16 protein-coding genes are annotated in these 18,559 nt (G+C 71.0%); 5 read left to right on the top strand and 11 right to left on the bottom strand.

The window, feature by feature from the left end; translation table 11 throughout:
* Positions 1-119 precede the first annotated feature (119 nt).
* The 4 genes from VQ03_RS24230 to VQ03_RS33285 all read right to left on the bottom strand — a co-directional run bounded on the left by VQ03_RS24230 (position 120) and on the right by VQ03_RS33285 (position 3,979).
* On the bottom strand, positions 120-500 hold the full coding sequence (locus VQ03_RS24230) for a hypothetical protein (RefSeq protein ID WP_048453465.1): 381 nt from the start codon (positions 498-500) through the stop codon (positions 120-122).
* A 132-nt stretch (positions 501-632) separates the two neighbouring features.
* The gene (locus VQ03_RS24225; protein WP_048453464.1) at positions 633-2,333 is read right to left on the bottom strand and encodes a lysine--tRNA ligase; all 1,701 of its coding nucleotides are present in this window, start codon (positions 2,331-2,333) and stop codon (positions 633-635) included.
* A gap of 99 nt (positions 2,334-2,432) precedes the next feature.
* On the bottom strand, positions 2,433-3,446 hold the full coding sequence (locus tag VQ03_RS24220) for an LLM class flavin-dependent oxidoreductase (protein ID WP_048453463.1): 1,014 nt from the start codon (positions 3,444-3,446) through the stop codon (positions 2,433-2,435).
* Positions 3,447-3,592: 146 nt separating this feature from the next.
* Positions 3,593-3,979 (bottom strand): hypothetical protein, encoded by a 387-nt coding sequence (locus VQ03_RS33285; protein WP_157064236.1) that lies wholly within the window; start codon positions 3,977-3,979, stop codon positions 3,593-3,595.
* On the opposite strand from VQ03_RS33285, the gene VQ03_RS24215 reads away from it, so the two are divergent.
* Entirely contained in the window at positions 3,969-4,751 is a 783-nt protein-coding gene (locus VQ03_RS24215; protein WP_048453462.1) for an SDR family NAD(P)-dependent oxidoreductase, read from the top strand. The genes VQ03_RS33285 and VQ03_RS24215 overlap by 11 nt on opposite strands.
* 26 nt (positions 4,752-4,777) lie before the next feature.
* Complete coding sequence (locus tag VQ03_RS24210; protein WP_048453461.1) at positions 4,778-5,566, top strand: SDR family NAD(P)-dependent oxidoreductase; 789 nt, start codon at positions 4,778-4,780, stop codon at positions 5,564-5,566.
* A gap of 11 nt (positions 5,567-5,577) precedes the next feature.
* On the opposite strand, the gene VQ03_RS24205 is transcribed toward VQ03_RS24210, so the two are convergent.
* Entirely contained in the window at positions 5,578-6,417 is an 840-nt protein-coding gene (locus VQ03_RS24205; RefSeq protein ID WP_048453460.1) for a transporter substrate-binding domain-containing protein, read from the bottom strand.
* A gap of 126 nt (positions 6,418-6,543) precedes the next feature.
* On the opposite strand from VQ03_RS24205, the gene VQ03_RS24200 reads away from it, so the two are divergent.
* The gene (locus VQ03_RS24200) at positions 6,544-8,385 is read left to right on the top strand and encodes a glycosyltransferase family 2 protein (protein WP_048453459.1); all 1,842 of its coding nucleotides are present in this window, start codon (positions 6,544-6,546) and stop codon (positions 8,383-8,385) included.
* Positions 8,386-8,419: 34 nt separating this feature from the next.
* On the opposite strand, the gene VQ03_RS24195 is transcribed toward VQ03_RS24200, so the two are convergent.
* The gene (locus VQ03_RS24195; protein ID WP_083468191.1) at positions 8,420-9,013 is read right to left on the bottom strand and encodes an SCO family protein; all 594 of its coding nucleotides are present in this window, start codon (positions 9,011-9,013) and stop codon (positions 8,420-8,422) included.
* 299 nt (positions 9,014-9,312) lie between these two features.
* On the opposite strand from VQ03_RS24195, the gene serA reads away from it, so the two are divergent.
* A complete protein-coding gene (gene serA / locus VQ03_RS24190; protein ID WP_048453458.1) occupies positions 9,313-10,560 on the top strand; it encodes a phosphoglycerate dehydrogenase in 1,248 nt (415 codons plus the stop codon).
* A 356-nt stretch (positions 10,561-10,916) separates the two neighbouring features.
* On the opposite strand, the gene VQ03_RS24185 is transcribed toward serA, so the two are convergent.
* The 5 genes from VQ03_RS24185 to VQ03_RS24165 form a co-directional block, all read right to left on the bottom strand.
* Positions 10,917-11,759 carry an ABC transporter permease gene (locus tag VQ03_RS24185; protein WP_048453457.1) on the bottom strand — a complete coding sequence of 281 codons (843 nt, stop codon included), beginning with the start codon at positions 11,757-11,759 and terminating at the stop codon, positions 10,917-10,919.
* Entirely contained in the window at positions 11,756-12,679 is a 924-nt protein-coding gene (locus VQ03_RS24180) for an ABC transporter permease (protein WP_048453456.1), read from the bottom strand. The genes VQ03_RS24185 and VQ03_RS24180 overlap by 4 nt, the downstream gene beginning before the upstream one ends.
* Positions 12,676-13,743: an ABC transporter ATP-binding protein gene (locus VQ03_RS24175; RefSeq protein ID WP_048453455.1), complete on the bottom strand. Its 1,068-nt coding sequence runs from the start codon at positions 13,741-13,743 to the stop codon at positions 12,676-12,678. The genes VQ03_RS24180 and VQ03_RS24175 overlap by 4 nt, the downstream gene beginning before the upstream one ends.
* Positions 13,744-13,799: 56 nt before the next feature.
* Positions 13,800-14,975 (bottom strand): extracellular solute-binding protein, encoded by a 1,176-nt coding sequence (locus VQ03_RS24170; RefSeq protein ID WP_048453454.1) that lies wholly within the window; start codon positions 14,973-14,975, stop codon positions 13,800-13,802.
* Positions 14,976-15,643: 668 nt separating this feature from the next.
* A complete protein-coding gene (locus tag VQ03_RS24165) occupies positions 15,644-16,789 on the bottom strand; it encodes a patatin-like phospholipase family protein (RefSeq protein ID WP_048453453.1) in 1,146 nt (381 codons plus the stop codon).
* A gap of 371 nt (positions 16,790-17,160) precedes the next feature.
* Between VQ03_RS24165 and ispG the strand changes: the two genes are divergently transcribed.
* Positions 17,161-18,498 carry a flavodoxin-dependent (E)-4-hydroxy-3-methylbut-2-enyl-diphosphate synthase gene (gene ispG, locus VQ03_RS24160; RefSeq protein ID WP_048453452.1) on the top strand — a complete coding sequence of 446 codons (1,338 nt, stop codon included), beginning with the start codon at positions 17,161-17,163 and terminating at the stop codon, positions 18,496-18,498.
* Positions 18,499-18,559: the final 61 nt, after the last annotated feature.

The raw sequence follows: 18,559 nt of genomic DNA, 5'->3' as shown, positions 1-18,559 counted from the left end.
CGAAAACTTTTCCTTGGCCATATCCATCACCTGCGGCAAGCCCGCCCACGACGTCCAGCCGGGCGGAAGGCGCGGCCCGCTTAGAGGGTTAGCGCCGGTTGATCAAGTCCGGTGTCGTCTCAGGGGGTGCCGGCGACCCGCCGGCGGCCGAGACTGCGGGCATAAGCCTCGGCGGTCTCGCGCTCGTGGTCGGAGAGCAGCTGCTCGACGGCGCCGACGAGGTCCGGCGCCTCAGTGAATCCGGCGGCGACGAGGGCCACCGCCTTCGCCCGCGCGGCCTCGCGCTTGGCCGGCAAGCAGATGTGCTGGGCCCGTACGGCGAAATGCTCCGGCGTCTCGTGACGGATCCGCGCGGCGGCGGATTCCCGCGCCAGGCAGCCCTTCAGCCGTGTGATCGCCGTCGCCTCGCGGGCCGGCCGCGCCACCTCGATGGCACGGGTCTCGGTGACTTGCGTCGGACCCGACAGGGCGATGAGCAGAAGCGGCATCACGGCGCGCATGACGGTGTCCCGGGACGTTTGTTCCTGTTCTGTTCCATACCACCACCGATTCCCTGCTGCCAAGGTAAACGGGCGGGCGGATGGGGACAACGTGGGGACGGCCCCCGCTTCGCGGCGGGGGCACGTGGACGGTCAGGCCGCTTCCGGGGCGCTCCGGCTCGCCAGGAAGGCGGCATGCTCGTCGGCGAGCGCACCCGAGAGGGCGTGGGCGATCAGCGCGCGGGTCTCCTCGACGCCGTAGAGGGCGACGAAGGAGCCGAAGCGCGGGCCCCGCGCCTCGCCGAGAAGGATGCCGTAGAGCGTGGTGAACCAGGTCTGGGCGACGCCGGGCCGCCCGTCCGGGCTCTTCGACTTGCCCGACAGGTCGGGGAAGTGGCGCCGCCCGACCTCGTAGACCGCCGCCTGCAACGCCTCCGGATCGGTCGAGCCGGCATGGGCGGCCAGCGTCTCCGACAGGTCGGCGAGGGCCGCCGTCTCCTCCGCGCTCGGGGCCCGGTAGGTCTTCTGCGGGCGCACGAAATCCCGGAAGTAACGCACGGCGTGGCGGACCAGCCGGTCGAGGCGCGGATGCGTCTCGGGCGAGGCTTCGGGGGCGTAGCGGCGGATGAAGCCCCACAAAACCGCCGGATCCTCGGTATTGGCCACCGCCACGAGGTTGAGCAGCATCGCGAACGGGATCGCCCCGCCCTCCCCCACCCGCTCCGGCTGCGGCGGCGCGCCCGCATGCAGGTGCCAGACCGGGTTGCCGAGCTTCAGCTTGGGCTCCTGGCCCGGGAACTTCTCCAGGAACGACAGGTAGTCGTCGACGTGGCGCGGGATGACGTCGAAGTGCAGGCGCTTGGCCTCCCGCGGCTTGTTGTACATGAACAGCGCGAGGCTCTCGGGCGTGCCGTAGGCCAGCCACTCGTCGATCGTGAGGCCGTTGCCCTTCGACTTCGAGATCTTCTGGCCCTTCTCGTCGAGGAAGAGCTCGTAGTTGAAGCCCTCCGGCGGCTCGGCGCCGAGCGCGCGGGCGATCTGCCCGGAGAGCTTGACGGAATCGATCAGGTCCTTGCCGGCCATCTCGTAATCGACGCCGAGCGCCACCCAGCGCATCGCCCAGTCGGGCTTCCATTGCAGCTTGGCATGGCCGCCGGTGACCGGGGTCTCGTAGGCCTCGCCCGTCTGCGGATCGCGCCACACGATGGTGCCGGAGGACACCTTCACCTCGTCGATCGGCACCTGCATCACGTGCCCGGTGACCGGGTGGAGCGGCAGGAACGGCGAGTAGGAGGCGGAGCGCTCGGCGCGCAGCGAGGGGAGCATCACCGCCATCACGGCGTCGTAGCGCTCCAGGACCCGCAGCAGCGTCGCGTCGAAGCGGCCCGAGCGGTAGCACTCGGTCGCGGACAGGAACTCGTAGTCGAAGCCGAACGAATCGAGGAAGCGGCGCAGTTCGGCGTTGTTGTGGGCGCCGAAGCTGTCATGGGTGCCGAACGGATCAGGCACCGCGGTCAGCGGCTTGTTGAGGTTTTCCGCCAGCAGCGCCTTGTTCGGCACGTTCTCCGGCACCTTGCGCAACCCGTCCATGTCGTCCGAGAAGGCGACGAGGCGGGTGGGCACGCTGTCGTTGGTCAGCGTCCGGAAGGCGTGGCGCACCATCGAGGTGCGGGCGACCTCGCCGAAGGTGCCGATATGCGGCAGGCCCGAGGGGCCGTAGCCGGTCTCGAACAGCACCTCGCCTTTGCCCGTCCGTTCCAGCCGGGCGACGAGCTTGCGCGCCTCCTCGAAGGGCCAGGCGGACGCGGAGGCGGCGGCCTCCGCCAGGGCGGGATCGATGCTGAATGCGGGCATTGCGTGTCGAGGCCGCGCGAGGGCGGCCTTCCGGTGAGCGTGGAAGGAAGCCCGGCACCCTATGGGCCGCGCTCCCGAGGGTCAACGCGGGACGATTCGTTATGCGTGGGCGGGCTCGCGCGCCGGCGCCTCGGCCCGCTGGAGATCCGCCAGGATCTCGTAGGAGCGCAGCCGTGCCCGGTGGTCGTAGATCGCGCCCGCCACCATCAGCTCGTCGGCCTGCGTGCGGGCCGCGATGGCCGCGAGGCCCTGGCGCACCGTCTCGGGCGAGCCAACCACCGAGCAGGCCAGCATGCCGGAGGCCTGCAGCTTCTCGTGGCCCGACCAGTAGGTCTCGATGTCGTCGATCGGCGGCGGCAGCTGGCCACGCGTGCCGCGGAAGATGTTGGTGAAGGATTGCTGCGCCGAGGTGAACAGCCGCCGCGCCTCGCCGTCGGTCTCGGCCGCGATCACGTTGACGCCCACCATGGCGTGGGGCTTGGCCAGTTGTGCCGAGGGCTCGAAGCGGGCGCGGTAGACCTCGAGCGCCTGCATCAGGGCGTCGGGAGCGAAATGCGACGCGAAGGCGTAAGGCAGGCCCAGCATCGCCGCGAGCTGCGCCCCGAACAGGCTGGAGCCGAGGATCCACAGCGGCACGTTGGTGCCCGTGCCCGGCACCGCCTGGATCACCCGGCCGGCATCGAGGGGCCCGAGGAGAGTCTGGAGCTCCAGGACGTCCTGCGGGAAGTGGTCGGAGGCCGACGGATCGCGGCGCAGCGCCCGCAAGGTGCGCTGGTCGGTGCCCGGCGCCCGGCCGAGGCCGAGATCGATGCGGCCCGGATAGAGCTCGGCGAGCGTGCCGAACTGCTCGGCGATCACCATCGGCGAGTGGTTCGGCAGCATGATGCCGCCCGCCCCGACCCGGATCCGGTGCGTGCCCCCGGCGATGTAGCCCACCACCACCGAGGTTGCGGCGCTGGCGATGCCCGTCATGTTGTGGTGCTCGGCGACCCAGTAGCGGGTGAAGCCCCACCGGTCGGCGTGCTGCGCGAGGTCGAGGGTGTTGCGCAACGCGTCGCCGGGCGTGGACCCTTGCGGGATCGGCGCGAGGTCGAGGACGGAGAGTGGCGGCATCGGCGGGTCCCGGATGTGTGAGTGCGTGTCCCCTGCTGTCATTCAAGATTTGGCCGTGGGCGGCGGAGTGCAAGGCGGAGTGGGCGGGGTGGGCCATGCGTCCGACGCGTGTGGCTGGAGCGCCGTCGTCACCGGCGGGCAGGCTGTTACAGATCGAATGAAACGAACCGACCTTCCGGCGCGAGTTGCTGGATCACGTCGTAATCGCCGCGGTCGGCGGTCGGCACGGGGATGCCGGCGCATGCGGCCGTCAGGAAGATCAGCGCGTCGTTCAGCCATTGCTTGCGTTGCTCACGCTGGTAAATCCTGCAGACGGGCGAGCGTGCCGGCGATTGAGTCCGGCATCGATCCAGATGCCCACGTCCGGCACCGGCAGGCGACTCACCGGGATCGCGCCGCGCGAGCCGGCAGAGGGAGCTTGCCCCGCCCGCCTCTTTGGGGAAGGCTTCACCCTGGCGCCGCCCCCATCCGCAATCGTCGCGTCGGCGGATCCCAAAGGAGGATGGCGCCACGGGAGGACCCATGGCGGGCATGTTCGATCTCACCGGCCGGGTGGCCGTGGTCACCGGCGGCAATGGCGGCATCGGGCTCGGGATGGCCGAGGCCCTGGCCGGGGCCGGCTGCGCGGTCTCGATCTGGGGCCGCGACGCGCAGAAGAACCGGCAGGCCCTCGAACGCCTCGAAACCACGGGCAGCCCGGTCGCGGCGGAGATCTGCGACGTCGCCGACCCCCAAGCGGTGCAGCGCGCCTTCGACGCGACGCTGTCCCGCTTCGGCCGGGTCGACGGGATGTTCGCCAATGCCGGCATGGCCGGCGGCGGGCGGCGCTCGTTCCTGGAGCGGGACGCGGAGGAGTGGCGGCAGACCTTCGCGGTCAATCTCGACGGGGTGGTGGCGAGCTTCCAGGTCGCAGCCCGGCACATGGCCGAGCGGGCCGGAGCCGGCGACGCGTTCGGGCGCCTCGTCGCCACGTCGAGCGTCGCCTCGCTCCTGGGAGCGGCGCGCAACGAGCATTACGGCGCCACCAAGGGGGCGCTCAACGCGATGGTGCGGGCGCTGGCGGTGGAACTCGCCCGCTACGGCGTGACGGCGAACGCGATCCTGCCGGGCTGGATCGAGAGCGACATGACCGCCGGCCTGATGGCGAACGAGAAATTCGTGACCTTGAACCTGCCGCGGATCCCCGCCCGCCGCTTCGGCCGGCCGGAGGACTTTGGCGGCATCGCCGTCTACCTGATGAGCGAGGCGTCGGCCTACCACACCGGGCAGGTCCTGGTGATCGATGGCGGCTACACGGTCGCGTGAGACAATCCCGGCGGGAGGAGCGCGCGATGGCACGATTCACGGCCAAGGCCGTCCTCGTCACCGGCGCCGGCAGCGGCATCGGCCGCGCCTCCGCCCTGCTCTTTGCCCGCGAGGGCGCGGCGGTCGCGGTGGTCGATCGCGATGCAGCCGGCGCCGAGGAGACCGCGGCGCTCATCGCCGCTGAGGGCGGCCGGGCCCGGGCGCTCACGGCGGATGCCGGCCGCGAGGCGGACGTGACCGGCTTCCTCGCGGCGGCCGAGCGGGATTTCGGCCGGCTCGACGCGATCCACGCCAATGCGGGGATCGGCGGCGGCACCGTGCCGTTCACCGAGCAGAGCGTGGACCTCTGGGAGGAGGTGCTGCGCGTCAACCTGATCGGCGCCTTCCTGGCGATCAAGCATGGCGGCCCCCTCCTCCTGCGTCACGGCGGTGGGGCGATCGTCTGCACCGCCTCCGTCGCGGGCCTGCGCGCCAACGCGGCGGGCGCGGCCTACAGCGCCAGCAAGGCCGGGGTGATCAGCCTGGTCCAGACCGCCGCCGACGCCTTCGCGGGGACGGGCCTCAGGATCAATGCGGTCTGCCCCGGCCTGATCGAGACCGGCATGACGGCAGGACTGTTCGCCGCGGCGCGGGCGAAGGGCAAGGCGGATCGCATCGGCCAGCTCAATCCCACGCGCCGGGCGGGCCTGCCGGAGGAGATCGCCGCCGCCGCCCTGTTCCTGGCGAGCGAGGAGGCATCCTACGTCAACGGCCAGGCGCTCGCGGTCGACGGTGGGTTGTCGAGCACGCATCCCTTCGTGCCGCGGAAGACCTGACGGCCCTCCGCTCAGAACGGGCTGACCGGGAAGAACCGCAGGTACAGTTCGGCGTATTTCCCCTCGTCCCACAGGCGCTGGAGCGCGTCGTCGAGGGCGCGGGCCAGGACCTCGTCCTCCTTGCGGGTGACGAAGCCGATGCCCTCGCCGAAATAGCGGTTCTCCAGGTAGTCGCCGCCCGAGAAGGCGCAGCACCCCGCCGCATCGGTGCCGCCGATCCACAGCGCCAGGGCCAGCCCGTCGCCGAACAGGTACTCGATCTCGCCACGGCGCAGGGCCGCCTCGGCGGTGGCGAGGTCCGGGTAGGCTTTCGGGGTCACGTGGAAGAAGCGGCGGAGATAGGCCTCGTGCGCCGTGCCCGAGACGACACCGGTCGGATGCTCGCCGATCACCTTGGCGTCCGGCACCGGCAGGCCCTTGTCGCCCCGTACCGCGAAGCGGGCGGGCCAGCGGAAATACGGCCGGGTCGCCCGGTGATCCGCCCGCAAGGCGGCGGTGAGCGGAACGGCCGCCGCCACCACGTCGCCCTGGTTGGCCTGGAGCGCGTCGAGCAGCGTGTCGAAGCGGCGCGCCTGCACGGTGCAGGTCACGCCGAGCTTCTCGCAGGCCGCCCGGGCCAGTTCCACCGCGAAGCCGGTCGGGTTGCCGTCCGGCCCGGCGAAGTGCAGCGGCGGATATTCGTCGTCGGTGAGGAAGCGCACCGGTCGCGTGGTCTGGAGCGGTTCCGGCCGCTCCAGCCGGGCGCGGGGGTTCCAGAAGTTCGGGATCGTCACCGGTTCGGCGGCGAGGGCCGGCACGGCCAGCAGCACCGAAAGGGCGGCCAGCACAGACCGGACATGACGCAGCGGCATTCGCGCCACGTTCGCGAGAAATCCGTGGGCAGCGAAGCGCGACGCTGTCGCGGGGACTGGGAGAGCCATAGGGTCTCGTATCACGAACCTCCGCCGGAGGAAGCCGGCATCGTCGAGGGCCTTTAGATGTTCGTCGAGGTCCGGTCCCCGCAGGGCGCCGCGATCGCCTTGCCCCGCGAGCTCGCCTTCCTGCTCGGCCAGGGCGTCGACCTCGCGATCGTCCGCGACGCCGCCCTCCTGGCACGACGGGAGGGGACGGAGCCGGCCGCGGCCCTGCTGCGGTCCGGCCTGATGAGCGAGGCCGACTACTACGCCGCCCTCGCCCGGGTCCTCGGCCGGCCGTTTCGCGGCACCGGCCTCGTCCTGCATCCCGAAACCCGCTTTCCGGAGGATGTCCGCCTCGGTGCGGCGATCGGTGCGGCAGGAGAGGTCGTCCTGGCACCGCCACCGGGGGCCGTGGCGGCGCTCCTCGCCGCCGGCGCGCCACCCGGGGCCGTCCTCACCACGCCGACGGCGCTCGCCGCGACGGTGCTCGCCACCGCCGGGCCCCGCGCCGCCGCCCGAGCCGCCGAGGCGCTGGAGGTGCGCGCGCCCGATTGGGCCTATCGCCCGGGACTGCATCCGGCGCAAGTTCTCGTCCTGCTGCTCGGCATCGCCGCGGCTTTGCTCCTCCTCGACGCGGCCCCCTGGCTGCAGCTCGCCGCCCTGGCGCTCCTGAACCTCACGGTCCTGGCGGTGATCGTGTTTCGCCTCGCCGCCCCGCTGCTGCGGCCCACACCCCTGCCGGAGGCCCCTCCCGTCCCGGAGGCGGAGCTGCCGGTCTACACCGTGCTGGTGGCGCTCTACCGCGAGGCCGAGGTGGTCCCGCGCCTGGTGAGCGCGCTCGCCCGCCTCGACTACCCGGTCTCGAAGCTCGACCTCAAATTCGTGATCGAGGCCGACGACGCCACCACCGCGGCGGCCCTGGCCGCGGTGCCGTTCCCGGGCCGGTTCGAGGTGGTGACGGCGCCGGCCGGCCTCCCCCGCACCAAGCCGCGAGCCCTCAACGTCGCCCTGCCGCTCGCGCGCGGGGAGCACCTGGTGGTCTACGACGCCGAGGACGTGCCGGATCCGGGCCAGCTCAGGGCCGCCACCGCCTTGTTCCGCGCCGGCTCCGACCGGCTCGCCTGCCTGCAGGGCCGGCTGGTGATCGACAACACCGAGGATTCCTGGCTCGCCCGCTGCTTCACCCTCGAATACGCCGCGCTCTTCGACGTGCTGCTGCCGCTGCTGACGGCGGCGCACCTGCCAGTGCCGCTCGGCGGCACGACCACCCATTTCCGCACGCAGGTCTTGCGCGAGCTGCACGGCTGGGACGCCTGGAACGTCACCGAGGATGCCGATCTCGGCATGCGCCTGAGCCTCGCCGGCTACCGGGTCGGCGACCTGCCGCTCTCGACCCTGGAGGAGGCGCCCGCCTTCTGGCGCCCGTGGCTGCGCCAGCGCGTTCGCTGGATGAAGGGCTTCGTCCAGACCACGATCACCCACAGCCGGCATCCCGTCGCGGCGCTCCGGCGCCTCGGTCCCCTCGGCCTGCTCTGCGCGGTCGCCATGGTGCCGGGGAGCGTCGTCTGCGCCCTCGCCTACCCGTTCGGGATCGCGCTGGCGGCCTGGCACATCACCGCCGACCCGCTGCCGGCGGTGCCCGACGCCCTCGCGAACCTGGTGACGGGGACGGGCGCCGTCGTCTTCGCCGCGGGCCTCGGCGCGATGTGGCTGCCGGCGCTCGCCGGCTGCCGGCGGCGGGGCTGGTGGACCCTCGCCCCGTGGGTGATCGCGCTGCCGGTCTACTACGCTCTCGTCAGCGCGGCGGCCTGGCTCGCCCTGGTGGAGCTGTTGCTGGCGCCCTACCGCTGGAACAAGACCGATCACGGGCTCTCCGCCACCTCGCGCACCGGAGCGATGCGGCGGCGCCGCGCGGGTTCGTGACGTCATTTCCGGACGTCGCCGTCCGGAAATGACGTCAGAGCTGGCGCGCCACCTCGGCGGCGGCGTCCTTGGCCGGGCGCATCAGGTTGAGCGAGCCGACGAAGTTGCCGCGCCCGTCCATGATGTAGACCAGCGCCGTGTGCTCCATCGTGTAATCGCCCTCCTTCAGCGGCACCTTGCGGCTATAGGCCCGGTACGCCTTCACGGTGGCGGCCACCGCCTCGGGCGAGCCGGTGAGCCCGACGATGCGAGGATCGAAGCTCGACAGGTATTCCTTGAGTGCCGCCGGATTGTCGCGCTCGGGATCGACGGTGACGAAGAGCGCCTTCACGTCGCGGCCCTGCGGCCCGAGCGCCACGAGCACGTCGGAGATCTGCTGCAGGGTGGTCGGGCAGATGTCCGGGCAATGGGTGAAGCCGAAGAACACCAGGTGCGGCTTGCCGGCGAAATCCCGGTCGGTGACGGTGCGGCCGTCCTGGTTCACCAGGGTGAACGGCCCGCCGACCGTGCTGGTGCCGGTGGCCGGGCGACCGAGCATCAGGCTGGCGGCGAGCCCCAGAACCGCGAGGCCGAGGACGAAGACGAGGAGCGGGATCGCGGCGCGGCGCATCCGGGGCGTGAGGGGCATCGAGGGTGTCTTCCTGGCTTCCCGTGACGGACGGAGCCGGTGGACCACCGCCCGCCCCTCCCCGCAAGGGGGCACGGGGTCGCCCCGCGGCCCGGAGCCCGGCGCGGCGTCGTCCCGGTATGCGCAGGGCGGATTGCCCGCGCGGTGGGCGCAGCACTGCCCTGCGCGTGGGCAGGCCCGTGTGACCGGACCCCGTGTTGCGTTGCGTCGCGCGCTCTCCTATCGGTCGCGGCGCACGGATCCGCGCCTGCCGCGGTGTCCGATCCCGTTTCCGAGAATACCTGCCAAGAAGACCCGCCATGGCCGACAAGCTCTCACTGCCCAAGGACAAGATTCGCGTCCTGCTGCTCGAAGGCATCAACGACAGCGCGGTGGCGCTGCTGGAGGCGGCCGGCTACGTCACCGTCACGCGGCTCACCAAGGCCCTCGACCCGGCCGACCTGCGCCAGGCCCTCAAGGGCGTGCACATCCTCGGCATCCGCTCGCGCACCCAGCTCGACGAGGCCGCCTTCGAGGCCGCCGACCGGCTGATGGCCGTCGGCTGCTTCTCGGTCGGCACCAACCAGGTCGATCTCGACGCGGCGCGCAGGCGCGGCATCCCGGTCTTCAACGCGCCGTTCTCCAACACCCGCTCGGTGGCCGAGCTGGTCATCGGCGAGATCGTGATGCTGCTCCGCCGCATCGTGCCGCGTTCGGTCTCGGCCCATGTCGGCGGCTGGGACAAGTCGGCCAACGGCTCGTTCGAGGTGCGCGGCAAGACGCTCGGCATCGTCGGCTACGGCAATATCGGCTCGCAGCTCTCGAACCTCGCCGAGGCGATGGGCATGCGGGTGATCTTCCACGATCTCACCGACCGCCTGCGCCACGGCAACACCGAGCCGGTGGACAGCCTCGACGCGCTCCTGGCCCAGAGCGACGTGGTCTCGCTGCACGTGCCCGAGACCGCCTCGACCCACAACATGATCGGAGAGGCGCAGATCCGGGCGATGAAGCCCGGCTCCTACCTCATCAACAATTCCCGCGGCACGGTGGTCGACCTCGACGCCCTGGCCTCGGCCCTGAAGGACGGCCACCTGCGGGGGGCCGCGGTCGACGTGTTCCCGGTGGAGCCGAAGTCGAACCAGGAGCGCTTCGTCTCGCCGCTCCAGGGCCTCGAGAACGTCATCCTCACCCCGCATGTCGGCGGCTCGACCGAGGAGGCGCAGGAGCGCATCGGCGCCGAGGTGGCCCGCAAGCTCGTCGACTATTCCGACATCGGCTCGACGGTGGGCGCGGTGAACTTCCCGCAGGTGCAGCTGCCGGCCCGGCCGACCGGCCTGCGCTTCATCCACGTGCAGCGCAACCTGCCGGGCATGCTCGGGCGCCTCAACGAGACCTTCGCCCGCAAGCAGATCAACATCGCGGCGCAGTTCTACCAGACCGACGGCGAGGTCGGTTACGTGGTGGTCGAGACCGACGCGACCGACGTCGATCCGGAGGCCCTGCTCGAGGAGCTGCGCTCCATCGACGGGACGATCCGGGCGCGGCTCCTGTACGAGCGTCGCTGAGGCGGGATCGGGTCGCTCCTCGTCCGAGCGAGACCGACCCGTCATACCGACGGCCCCGCCGGTTCCGGGCCAGCCCGGGATCGACGGGGCCGTTGAACAACCTCGAATTCTCGATGCCTGGCCCGGAAGTCCGAGACCTTGGGCTTGGCAGAGATTCGAGAACGAAACCAAAGGTCGTCTTCTTTCGGCCGTCGATATCCGTTGCTCACCGGCTGAGCGGTCCCCGGCGGATGAGCCGTGGGGCTTGGTGGCCTCGCCTTCGAGGGAGATTCCGGATCACGCCGGCCGGGTTCAGCCCGAAGCCTCGTTCCGTCACGGCCCGGGAACGGGCGCGCGTGGGGGACCGGCCTTGGGCCTCACGACGCCCCCTGCTGCTTCGCCCGCGCCACGATCTGCGTCGGGTTGACGAAGCGCAGCGCGATCACCAGCCAGACCAGCGTCACCGCCATGTAGATGACCGCCATCGCGTCGATCGACTGCCCGGCGCGCACCCCGGCGGCGAAGACCGCGTAATAGAGCGCCACCACCAGGGTCTGGCTCGTCGGCCCGGCGACCAGGAAGGTCAGCTCGAACATCGCGATCGTGCGCACCAGCACCAGCAGCAGGGCGGCGAGGATGCCGGGGACCAAGAGCGGCAGCAGCACCCGCAGGAAGAGCTGGCGGGTGCCGGCGCCGAAGACCCGGGCCGCCGCCTCGATGCGCGGATCGATCTGCTCGATGAACGGGATCATCACCAGCACCACGAAGGGTATGCTCGGCACGAGGTTGGCCAGCACCACGCCCCAGAGCGTGCCGGCGAGGCCCGCCTGGTAGAGCACCGTGGCGAGCGGGATGCCGTAGGTGATCGGCGGCACCAGCAGGGGCAGCAGGAAGACCAGCATCACCAGCCGCTTGCCCGGAAAGTCGCGCCGCGCCAGCGCGTAGGCCGCCGCGACCCCGAGAAGCCCGGAGAGAAGGACCACCAGGAAGACCACCTGCAGGGTGACGACCAGCACCTCGCCGAGCTGGAACTCGTCCCAGGCCGAGGCGTACCAGCGGGTGGTGAAGCCCAGCGGCAGCCAGGTGCCGAGCCAGCGCGTGGCGAAGGAGTTGAGCACCACCGCGGCGATCATCGCCATGAGGTTGAGGCAGAACAGCAGCGTGACGGCCCAGACCGCCATCCGCCACAGGCGGGAGCCGGGACCGGTGTCGCGGATCATCCCTTGGTGCCCCCGACCGGGCCGGTATAGAGGAGCGTGCGGCCCCAGAGCAGCAGGCCGACGATGGCGAGCTGCACGGCGCCCATGATCATCGCGATCGCCGAGGCCAGCGAGTAATCGTAGTCCTCGAACGCCGCCTGGTAGGCCGCGATCGAGATCACCCGCGTCGCGCCCGCCGGCGCCCCGAGCAGCACCGCGGACGGGAACACCGAGAAGGCCTGGACGAAGGACAGGCAGAAGGTCACGGCGAGGCCGGGCAGGATCAGCGGCAGGACGACCTTCGTGAAACGCTGCCAGGCATTGGCCCCGTGGGTGGCCGCCGCCTGCTCCAGGGCGGGATCGATGCCGGTGACCGAGGAGAGCGTCAGCAGGAACGCGAACGGGAAGCCGGTGATGAGGAGCGAGGCGAACACGCCCCAGTAATTGTTGGTGAGCTTGAGCGGACCCGCGATCACGCCGAGCCAGACCAGCGAGCGGTTGAACCAGCCCTGCGGCCCGAGGAAGTTCAAGAGGCCTTCCGCCACCAGCACGGTGCCCAGCGTGATCGGCAGGACCAGGATCGTGGTGAGGAGGCGCTGGCGGCGCATCAGCCGCACGCGGAGTGCGATCGGCACCGCGAGCGCCAGGTTGAGCACCGTGACCGGCAGCGCGAGGCGCAAGGTGGCGCCGATCGTGTCGTACAGGAACGGGTCGGAGAAGAAGCGGGCATAGTTCGCCCACCAGGCGCCGGCCTTCGGCTGCAGCGACAGCACCAGCCCGTAGGCGAAGGGATAGACGAACAGGCCGAGGATCGCGAGAAGCGCCGGCACCACCAGGAGCGTGGTGCCGTCCAATCCCCGGGCGGCGAGGCGGACCGAGAGCGGCGGCGCCTCCTCCCGGCCCGAGGCCGGCGCGGCCGTAGGGAGCGAGGTGGAGGTCACGCCGCCTCCCCGGGGAAGACCAGGACCCGGGGCGAGGCGGCGGCGAGGCGGACCGGCTCGTCCTGCGCCACCAATCGGTCGGAGCGGAAGAACAGCTCGGTGCCGTCCTGCGCCACGGCGGTGCCGAAGAAGGCCCGGCCGCGATACTCGACGCTGGCGACCCGGGCCGGCAGGCCTTCGGAGGCGGGAATCAGGTCCTCCGGGCGGATCGCCGCGACCGCGGGGGCGCCGGGGCTCAAGGCGTCCCGCAGGGTGCCGGCGAGGCGGGTGCCGCAGATCTCGATTTCGGCTCGCTCGCCGCTCACCGCGAGTGCACGGCCGCGCAGGCGATTGCGGAATCCCATAAAGTCGGCGACGTCCGGATGGGCCGGGCGCTCGTAGAGGTCTTCCGGCGTGCCGACCTGACGGATGCGCCCGTCGCGCATCACCACGATCCGGTCTGCCATCGACAGGGCCTCGTCCTGGTCGTGGGTGACGTAGATCGTGGTCGAGCCGATGGCGTCGTGGATGCGGCGGATCTCGGCCCGCATCTCCAGGCGCAGCTTGGCGTCGAGGTTCGACAGCGGCTCGTCCATCAGCACCACCGGCGGCTCGATCACGATCGCCCGGGCGATGGCGACCCGCTGTTGCTGGCCGCCGGACATCTGGCCCGGAAGCTTCGCCGCCTGCGATTGCAGCCGCACCAGGGCCAGCGCGTCGTCGACCCGGCGGGCGGCCTCCGCTCCCTTGACGCCCCGCATGGCGAGGCCGAAGCCGACATTCTTCGCCACGTTCATGTGCGGGAAGAGGGCGTAGCTCTGGAAGACCATGCCGAAGCCGCGCTCCTCGGGCTTGAGCCGGTCGATCCGGCGCTCGCCGAGATGGATCGACCCGCCGGTGAGCGGCAGGAGACCGGCGATGCAGTTGAGCGCCGTCGACTTGCCGCATCCCGACGGCCCCAGGAGGGCGACGAACTCGCCGCCCTTGATCGTCAGGTCGAGCCCGTCGAGGGCGGTCATCGCGCCGAACCGGCGGCTCAGGCCGCTCAAGCGCAGGTCCTGCGGCGCCCGGTCAGACAGCGTCATCGGTCATCTCCCCCTGCCGCGGAGCCTCTTTCCGGGCTCTTCCCACGTTGTCCCGTCTATCGCTTCTTGCCCGAGCCGACCTGCTCGTCCCATCGCCGGAAGGCCACGACCAGCTTGTCGGCGTCGAGCGGCATCTCGATCGGGGTCTCGGCGATCATGCGGTCGTATTCCGGCCGGCCGAATTCCTTGAGCGCCGCCCGGCTCTCCGGCGGGGCCATGTCGAGGGTGACGCCCTTCACGGCGGGGCCGGGATAGAAGTAGCCCTCGTCGTAGGTGTAGGCCTGCTGCGGCGGCTGGAGCAGGAAGGCCATCAGGTCGAGGACGACCGCGAGCTTCTCCTCCGGCACGCCCCTCGGCACCGCCATGTAATGGGCATCGGCCACCCAGCGGAAGTTCTTCAGGGACCCGACCCTCGCCTCGGCCGGCACCACGCCGAGCACCCGCGGGTTGATGTCCCAGCCGGTGGTCGAGACCACGATGTCGCGACTGCCCTCGCCGAGCTCCTTCATCGTCTGCGACGTGCCGCCCGGGTAGTAATCGACCGTCTCGCCGATCGCCTTCAGGTATTCCCAGGTCTTGTCCCAACCCTTGTCCGGATCGGCCGGGTTCGTGTCGCCCAGGATGTAGGGCAGGCCCATGATCCAGGTGCGACCGGGACCCGAATTGGCCGGGCGGGCATACATGAACTTGCCCTTGTTCTGGCGCGCCCAGGCCAGAAGCTCGTCGGCGGTCGTCGGCACCGTCTTCACCCGCTCGGGCATGTACTCGATCAGCGGGCCCGACGGGTACCAGGCGACGCAGAGCCCCTGGTCCTGCGCCAGGCGGTTCAGCCGGAGCGCCGCGGGCTGGTAGATGTCGGCGGGCTTCGGCAGCTGGCCGGCATGGGGCTTCAGGTCGATCCAGAGCTTCTGCTCGATGCCGGCGGCGATGCCGTCGGTGCCGGTGAGCACGAGGTCGATGTCGACCCGGCCGGCCACCTGTTGCGCCTTGAGCTTCGAGGGCAGTTCCGGCGCCGGCGCCTTGGTGAAGGCGAAGCGCGAGACGATGCCGGGTTTTGCCCGGCGATAGGCCTCAATCGCCTTCTGGGTCAGAGCGAGGTTGCCCGCCACGTCGACCACGGTGACGACGACGGGCGATTTCGGCAGGGGAAGCTGCGCCCAGGCCCGCCCCGAGAAGGCGAGACCGGCTCCGGCTGCGAATCCCGCGACCGCCGTGCGGCGTGTGATCGTCATGTTTCCCCCGTTCATGGCGTGGGCTCTGGCGGCCCTTGATCGGCGGCGGATCACTCCGCGCGTTTCAGCCATTGCTGCACTAATATTTTAGGGCGTCAAGCCAAGTGGCGCCTCGAGCCGTCGGGACCCGCGCCGGTGGTCACGGACGACCCTTCAACGGATGCCGGCGCTTCGGTCCAGCCTGCTCCCGCATCGCCGGGAGCCCGGATCGGATGCGCCATTATCAGCGATCTCGCGATCGTGCCCGGCGCCGTGCGCCAGACCGACCGCGGATGGGGCGTCGTGAGGCTGAGCGAAGACGATCCGCATCGATCGTGCAATTGCCGATGACAGGGCGCGCGAACTCGACCTCATCGGCAGCGCCGCCACCGCAGACCGCCACGACCGTGCCACGCGAACCGGCCGGCACCGGCACGCCGTCATCGGTCTCGACGGCGCGCAGCGTCGCGACCACGCCCGATTCTGGGAAGAGCGGGTGGCTGGCGCAGGGATCGCGGGACTGATGGATGGCGACGAACGACCTGCGGGCAGGATGGCTGAACGAGGCCGTGTCAGGCCGGCGCGTCCCCGGCAGCTTTCGCTCCGATCCCGCCCAGCCGGAGGTAAAGGTCCGTCCGGGCGGCTCGACAGGCCCTGACAGGCCTGCCGAATCGCTGCGCCGTCCCGCCTCAGGTATACATCGCCTTGAGATCCAGCGTGCTCTCGCGCCCGACCGCGTCGTAGCACTCGGCGAGCCACGCCTTGGCCGCGTCCCGCCCGGCATCGCGCAGGTGGAGAAAGAACGGCCACTGCGCCCGCAGCCGCGAGGAGGCCGAGACATCCTCGAGCGCGCCGCCGCTGCCGTCGATGCGGTGGAGGAGCACCTGCTTGTAGGCGTTCGAGCGCCCGAGCACGCCGTCCTCGATCAGGTCGTCGATGAAGTCGATCGCGCGCAGCTCGCGCAACAGGTTGCCGTTGAAGGTGATCTCGTTGAGGCGGTCGCGGATCTCGGCCGGGCTGCGGGGGGTCGTCCGGCGCTCGACCGGGTTGATCTGGACGAGCAGGATGTCGCGGGAGCGGGCGCCGTGATAGAGTGGATAGAGCGGCGGGTTGCCGAGATAGCCGCCGTCCCAGTGCGGTACGCCGTCGATCTCCACCGCCTGGAACACCGTCGGCAGGCAGGCCGAGGCCATCAGGTGGTCGACCGTGAGGTCCGGCCGCTCGAACACCGCCATCTTGCCGGTCCAGACGTTGGTGGCCGAGATGAACAGGTCGGCCGGGCCGTCCCGGCGTAGAGCCTCGAAATCGACCGTGTCGGCGAGAGCCCGCTTGAGCGGATTGATGTTGAGCGGGTTGGACGTGTACGGGCTGGCGACGGCGTTCCAGAACGCCCCGACCGGGGTCGCCTTCCAGAAGCTCATCACCCCGTCGACGAAGGTCTGCTGCGCCTGCGGCAGGTCGGCATCGAGGCTGACCTCGCGCCAGAACGCCTCCAGGCGCTCGCGGGCGCCGTCGGGGCCGCCGCGCAGCCAGCCGTCGACCATCACGACGGCGTTCATCGCGCCGGCGCTCGCCCCGGTGATCGCCTCGAAGGCGAGGCGGCCATCCTCGATCAGGGCGTCGAGCACGCCCCAGGTGAAGGCGCCGTGGGCGCCGCCGCCCTGGAGGGCGAGGGCGATCGCCTTCTCGGCCCGGGGGCCGACGAGGCCGCGGCCGAGCGGGCCGGAGACAGCCTGAACGGGGCCGGAGGCCGGATGACCGAAGGCCTCTTGAGCCGCCTCGGGGACATTCGCCCCGCGGGACTCCGCTTGCTGGGGTAAGGTCGTGTCCGTCATGCCGGGAATGTGGTGTGGTGCATTGCAAAATCAAATGGTGCGCCGCAACGTCGCGCAGGGTGGCGCGGCGTCACGCGCTTGACGCGTGCCGCCGTCACCATCAGCTAAGACGGTGCTCCGAGGCCGGACATGCCCGGCGGGAGTTCCCGACTCGTCTCGCATCGAAGGTCGGCGCTCCCGGGAAGGGGTTTGGCAAGGATGTCGCGGCCTTCCGTGCAGCATTCCAGGATCGGTCGGCCCACACCGTTGATCGCGCCCGCCTTTCCGCGGAACGAAGCGATTTCCACCGCGCCCGGAAATGCTCTAGACGGTTGTCACGCCGCGACTGAAGCGACCCCGAGACTCTAGCGAACGACCCCCGAAGGTATCCGATGGAAGCCATGGAAGCCCTCGCCGCGACCGCCCCGGCGGACGCCGCCCGAGAGACCGCTGCGCGAGAGACCGCTGCCCCGGAGATTGCCGGCCCGAGCCCCCGGCACCGCACCGTCGGCGTCCGGATCGGTGAGGGCGAGGGCGCGGTGGTGATGGGCGGCGGCGCCCCGATCGTCGTGCAGTCGATGACCAACACCGACACGGCCGACATCGACGCGACGGTGGCGCAGGTCGCGGCGCTGGCGCGGGCCGGCTCCGAGGTCGTGCGCATCACCGTCGACCGCGACGAGGCGGCGGTCGCCGTGCCGAAGATCCGCGAGCGGCTGGACCGCATCGGCGTCAACGTGCCGCTCGTCGGCGACTTCCACTATATCGGCCACAAGCTCCTGACCGACCATCCGGCCTGCGCCGAGGCGCTCGCCAAGTACCGGATCAACCCGGGCAATGTCGGCTTCAAGGAGAAGAAGGACCTGCAGTTCGGCACCATCGTCGAGCAGGCGGCCCGCTACGGCAAGGCCGTGCGCATCGGCGCCAACTGGGGCTCCCTCGACGAGGCGCTCCTCACCCACATGATGGACGAGAACGCCCGCTCGGCGAAGCCCCGCGACGCCCGCGCGGTGATGCGCGAGGCGATGGTGCAGTCCGCCCTCCTCTCCGCCGACCGGGCGGTGGAGATCGGCCTGCCGAAGGACCGCATCGTGCTCTCGGCCAAGGTCTCGGCGGTGCAGGACTTGATCGCGGTCTACCGCGAGGTGGCGCGCCGCTCCGACTACGCCATCCATCTCGGCCTGACCGAGGCCGGCATGGGATCGAAGGGCATCGTGGCGGCCTCCGCGGCGATCGGCGTGCTGCTCCAGGAGGGCATCGGCGACACGATCCGCTACTCCCTGACCCCGGAGCCGGGCGGCGACCGCACCGTCGAGGTGAAGGTGGCGCAGGAGCTGCTCCAGACGATGGGCTTCCGTACCTTCGTGCCGCTGGTCGCCGCCTGCCCGGGCTGCGGCCGCACCACCTCGACGGTGTTCCAGGAGCTCGCCCGCGACATCCAGAACTGGATCACCACCTCGATGCCCGAGTGGCGCAAGACCTATCCGGGGGTCGAGGGGCTGAACGTCGCCGTGATGGGCTGCATCGTCAACGGCCCGGGCGAGTCGAAGCACGCCGATATCGGCATCTCGCTCCCCGGCACCGGCGAGACCCCGACCGCTCCGGTCTTCATCGACGGCAAGAAGGCGATGACCCTGCGCGGCCCGACGCTGGCCAAGGACTTCGAGGGCATCGTGATCGACTACATCGAGCGCCGCTTCGGGCAAGGGCGCCGCAGCGCCGCCGAGTAAGAGATCCGGCCAGGGCGGGTGAACGCTGGGGCAGGCGCAGGCCGCCTTGCGCCCCCCCGGG

Source organism: Methylobacterium tarhaniae, assembly GCF_001043955.1.
Classification (GTDB): Bacteria; Pseudomonadota; Alphaproteobacteria; order Rhizobiales; family Beijerinckiaceae; genus Methylobacterium; species Methylobacterium tarhaniae.
This window is presented reverse-complemented; position numbering and strand designations above follow the sequence as displayed.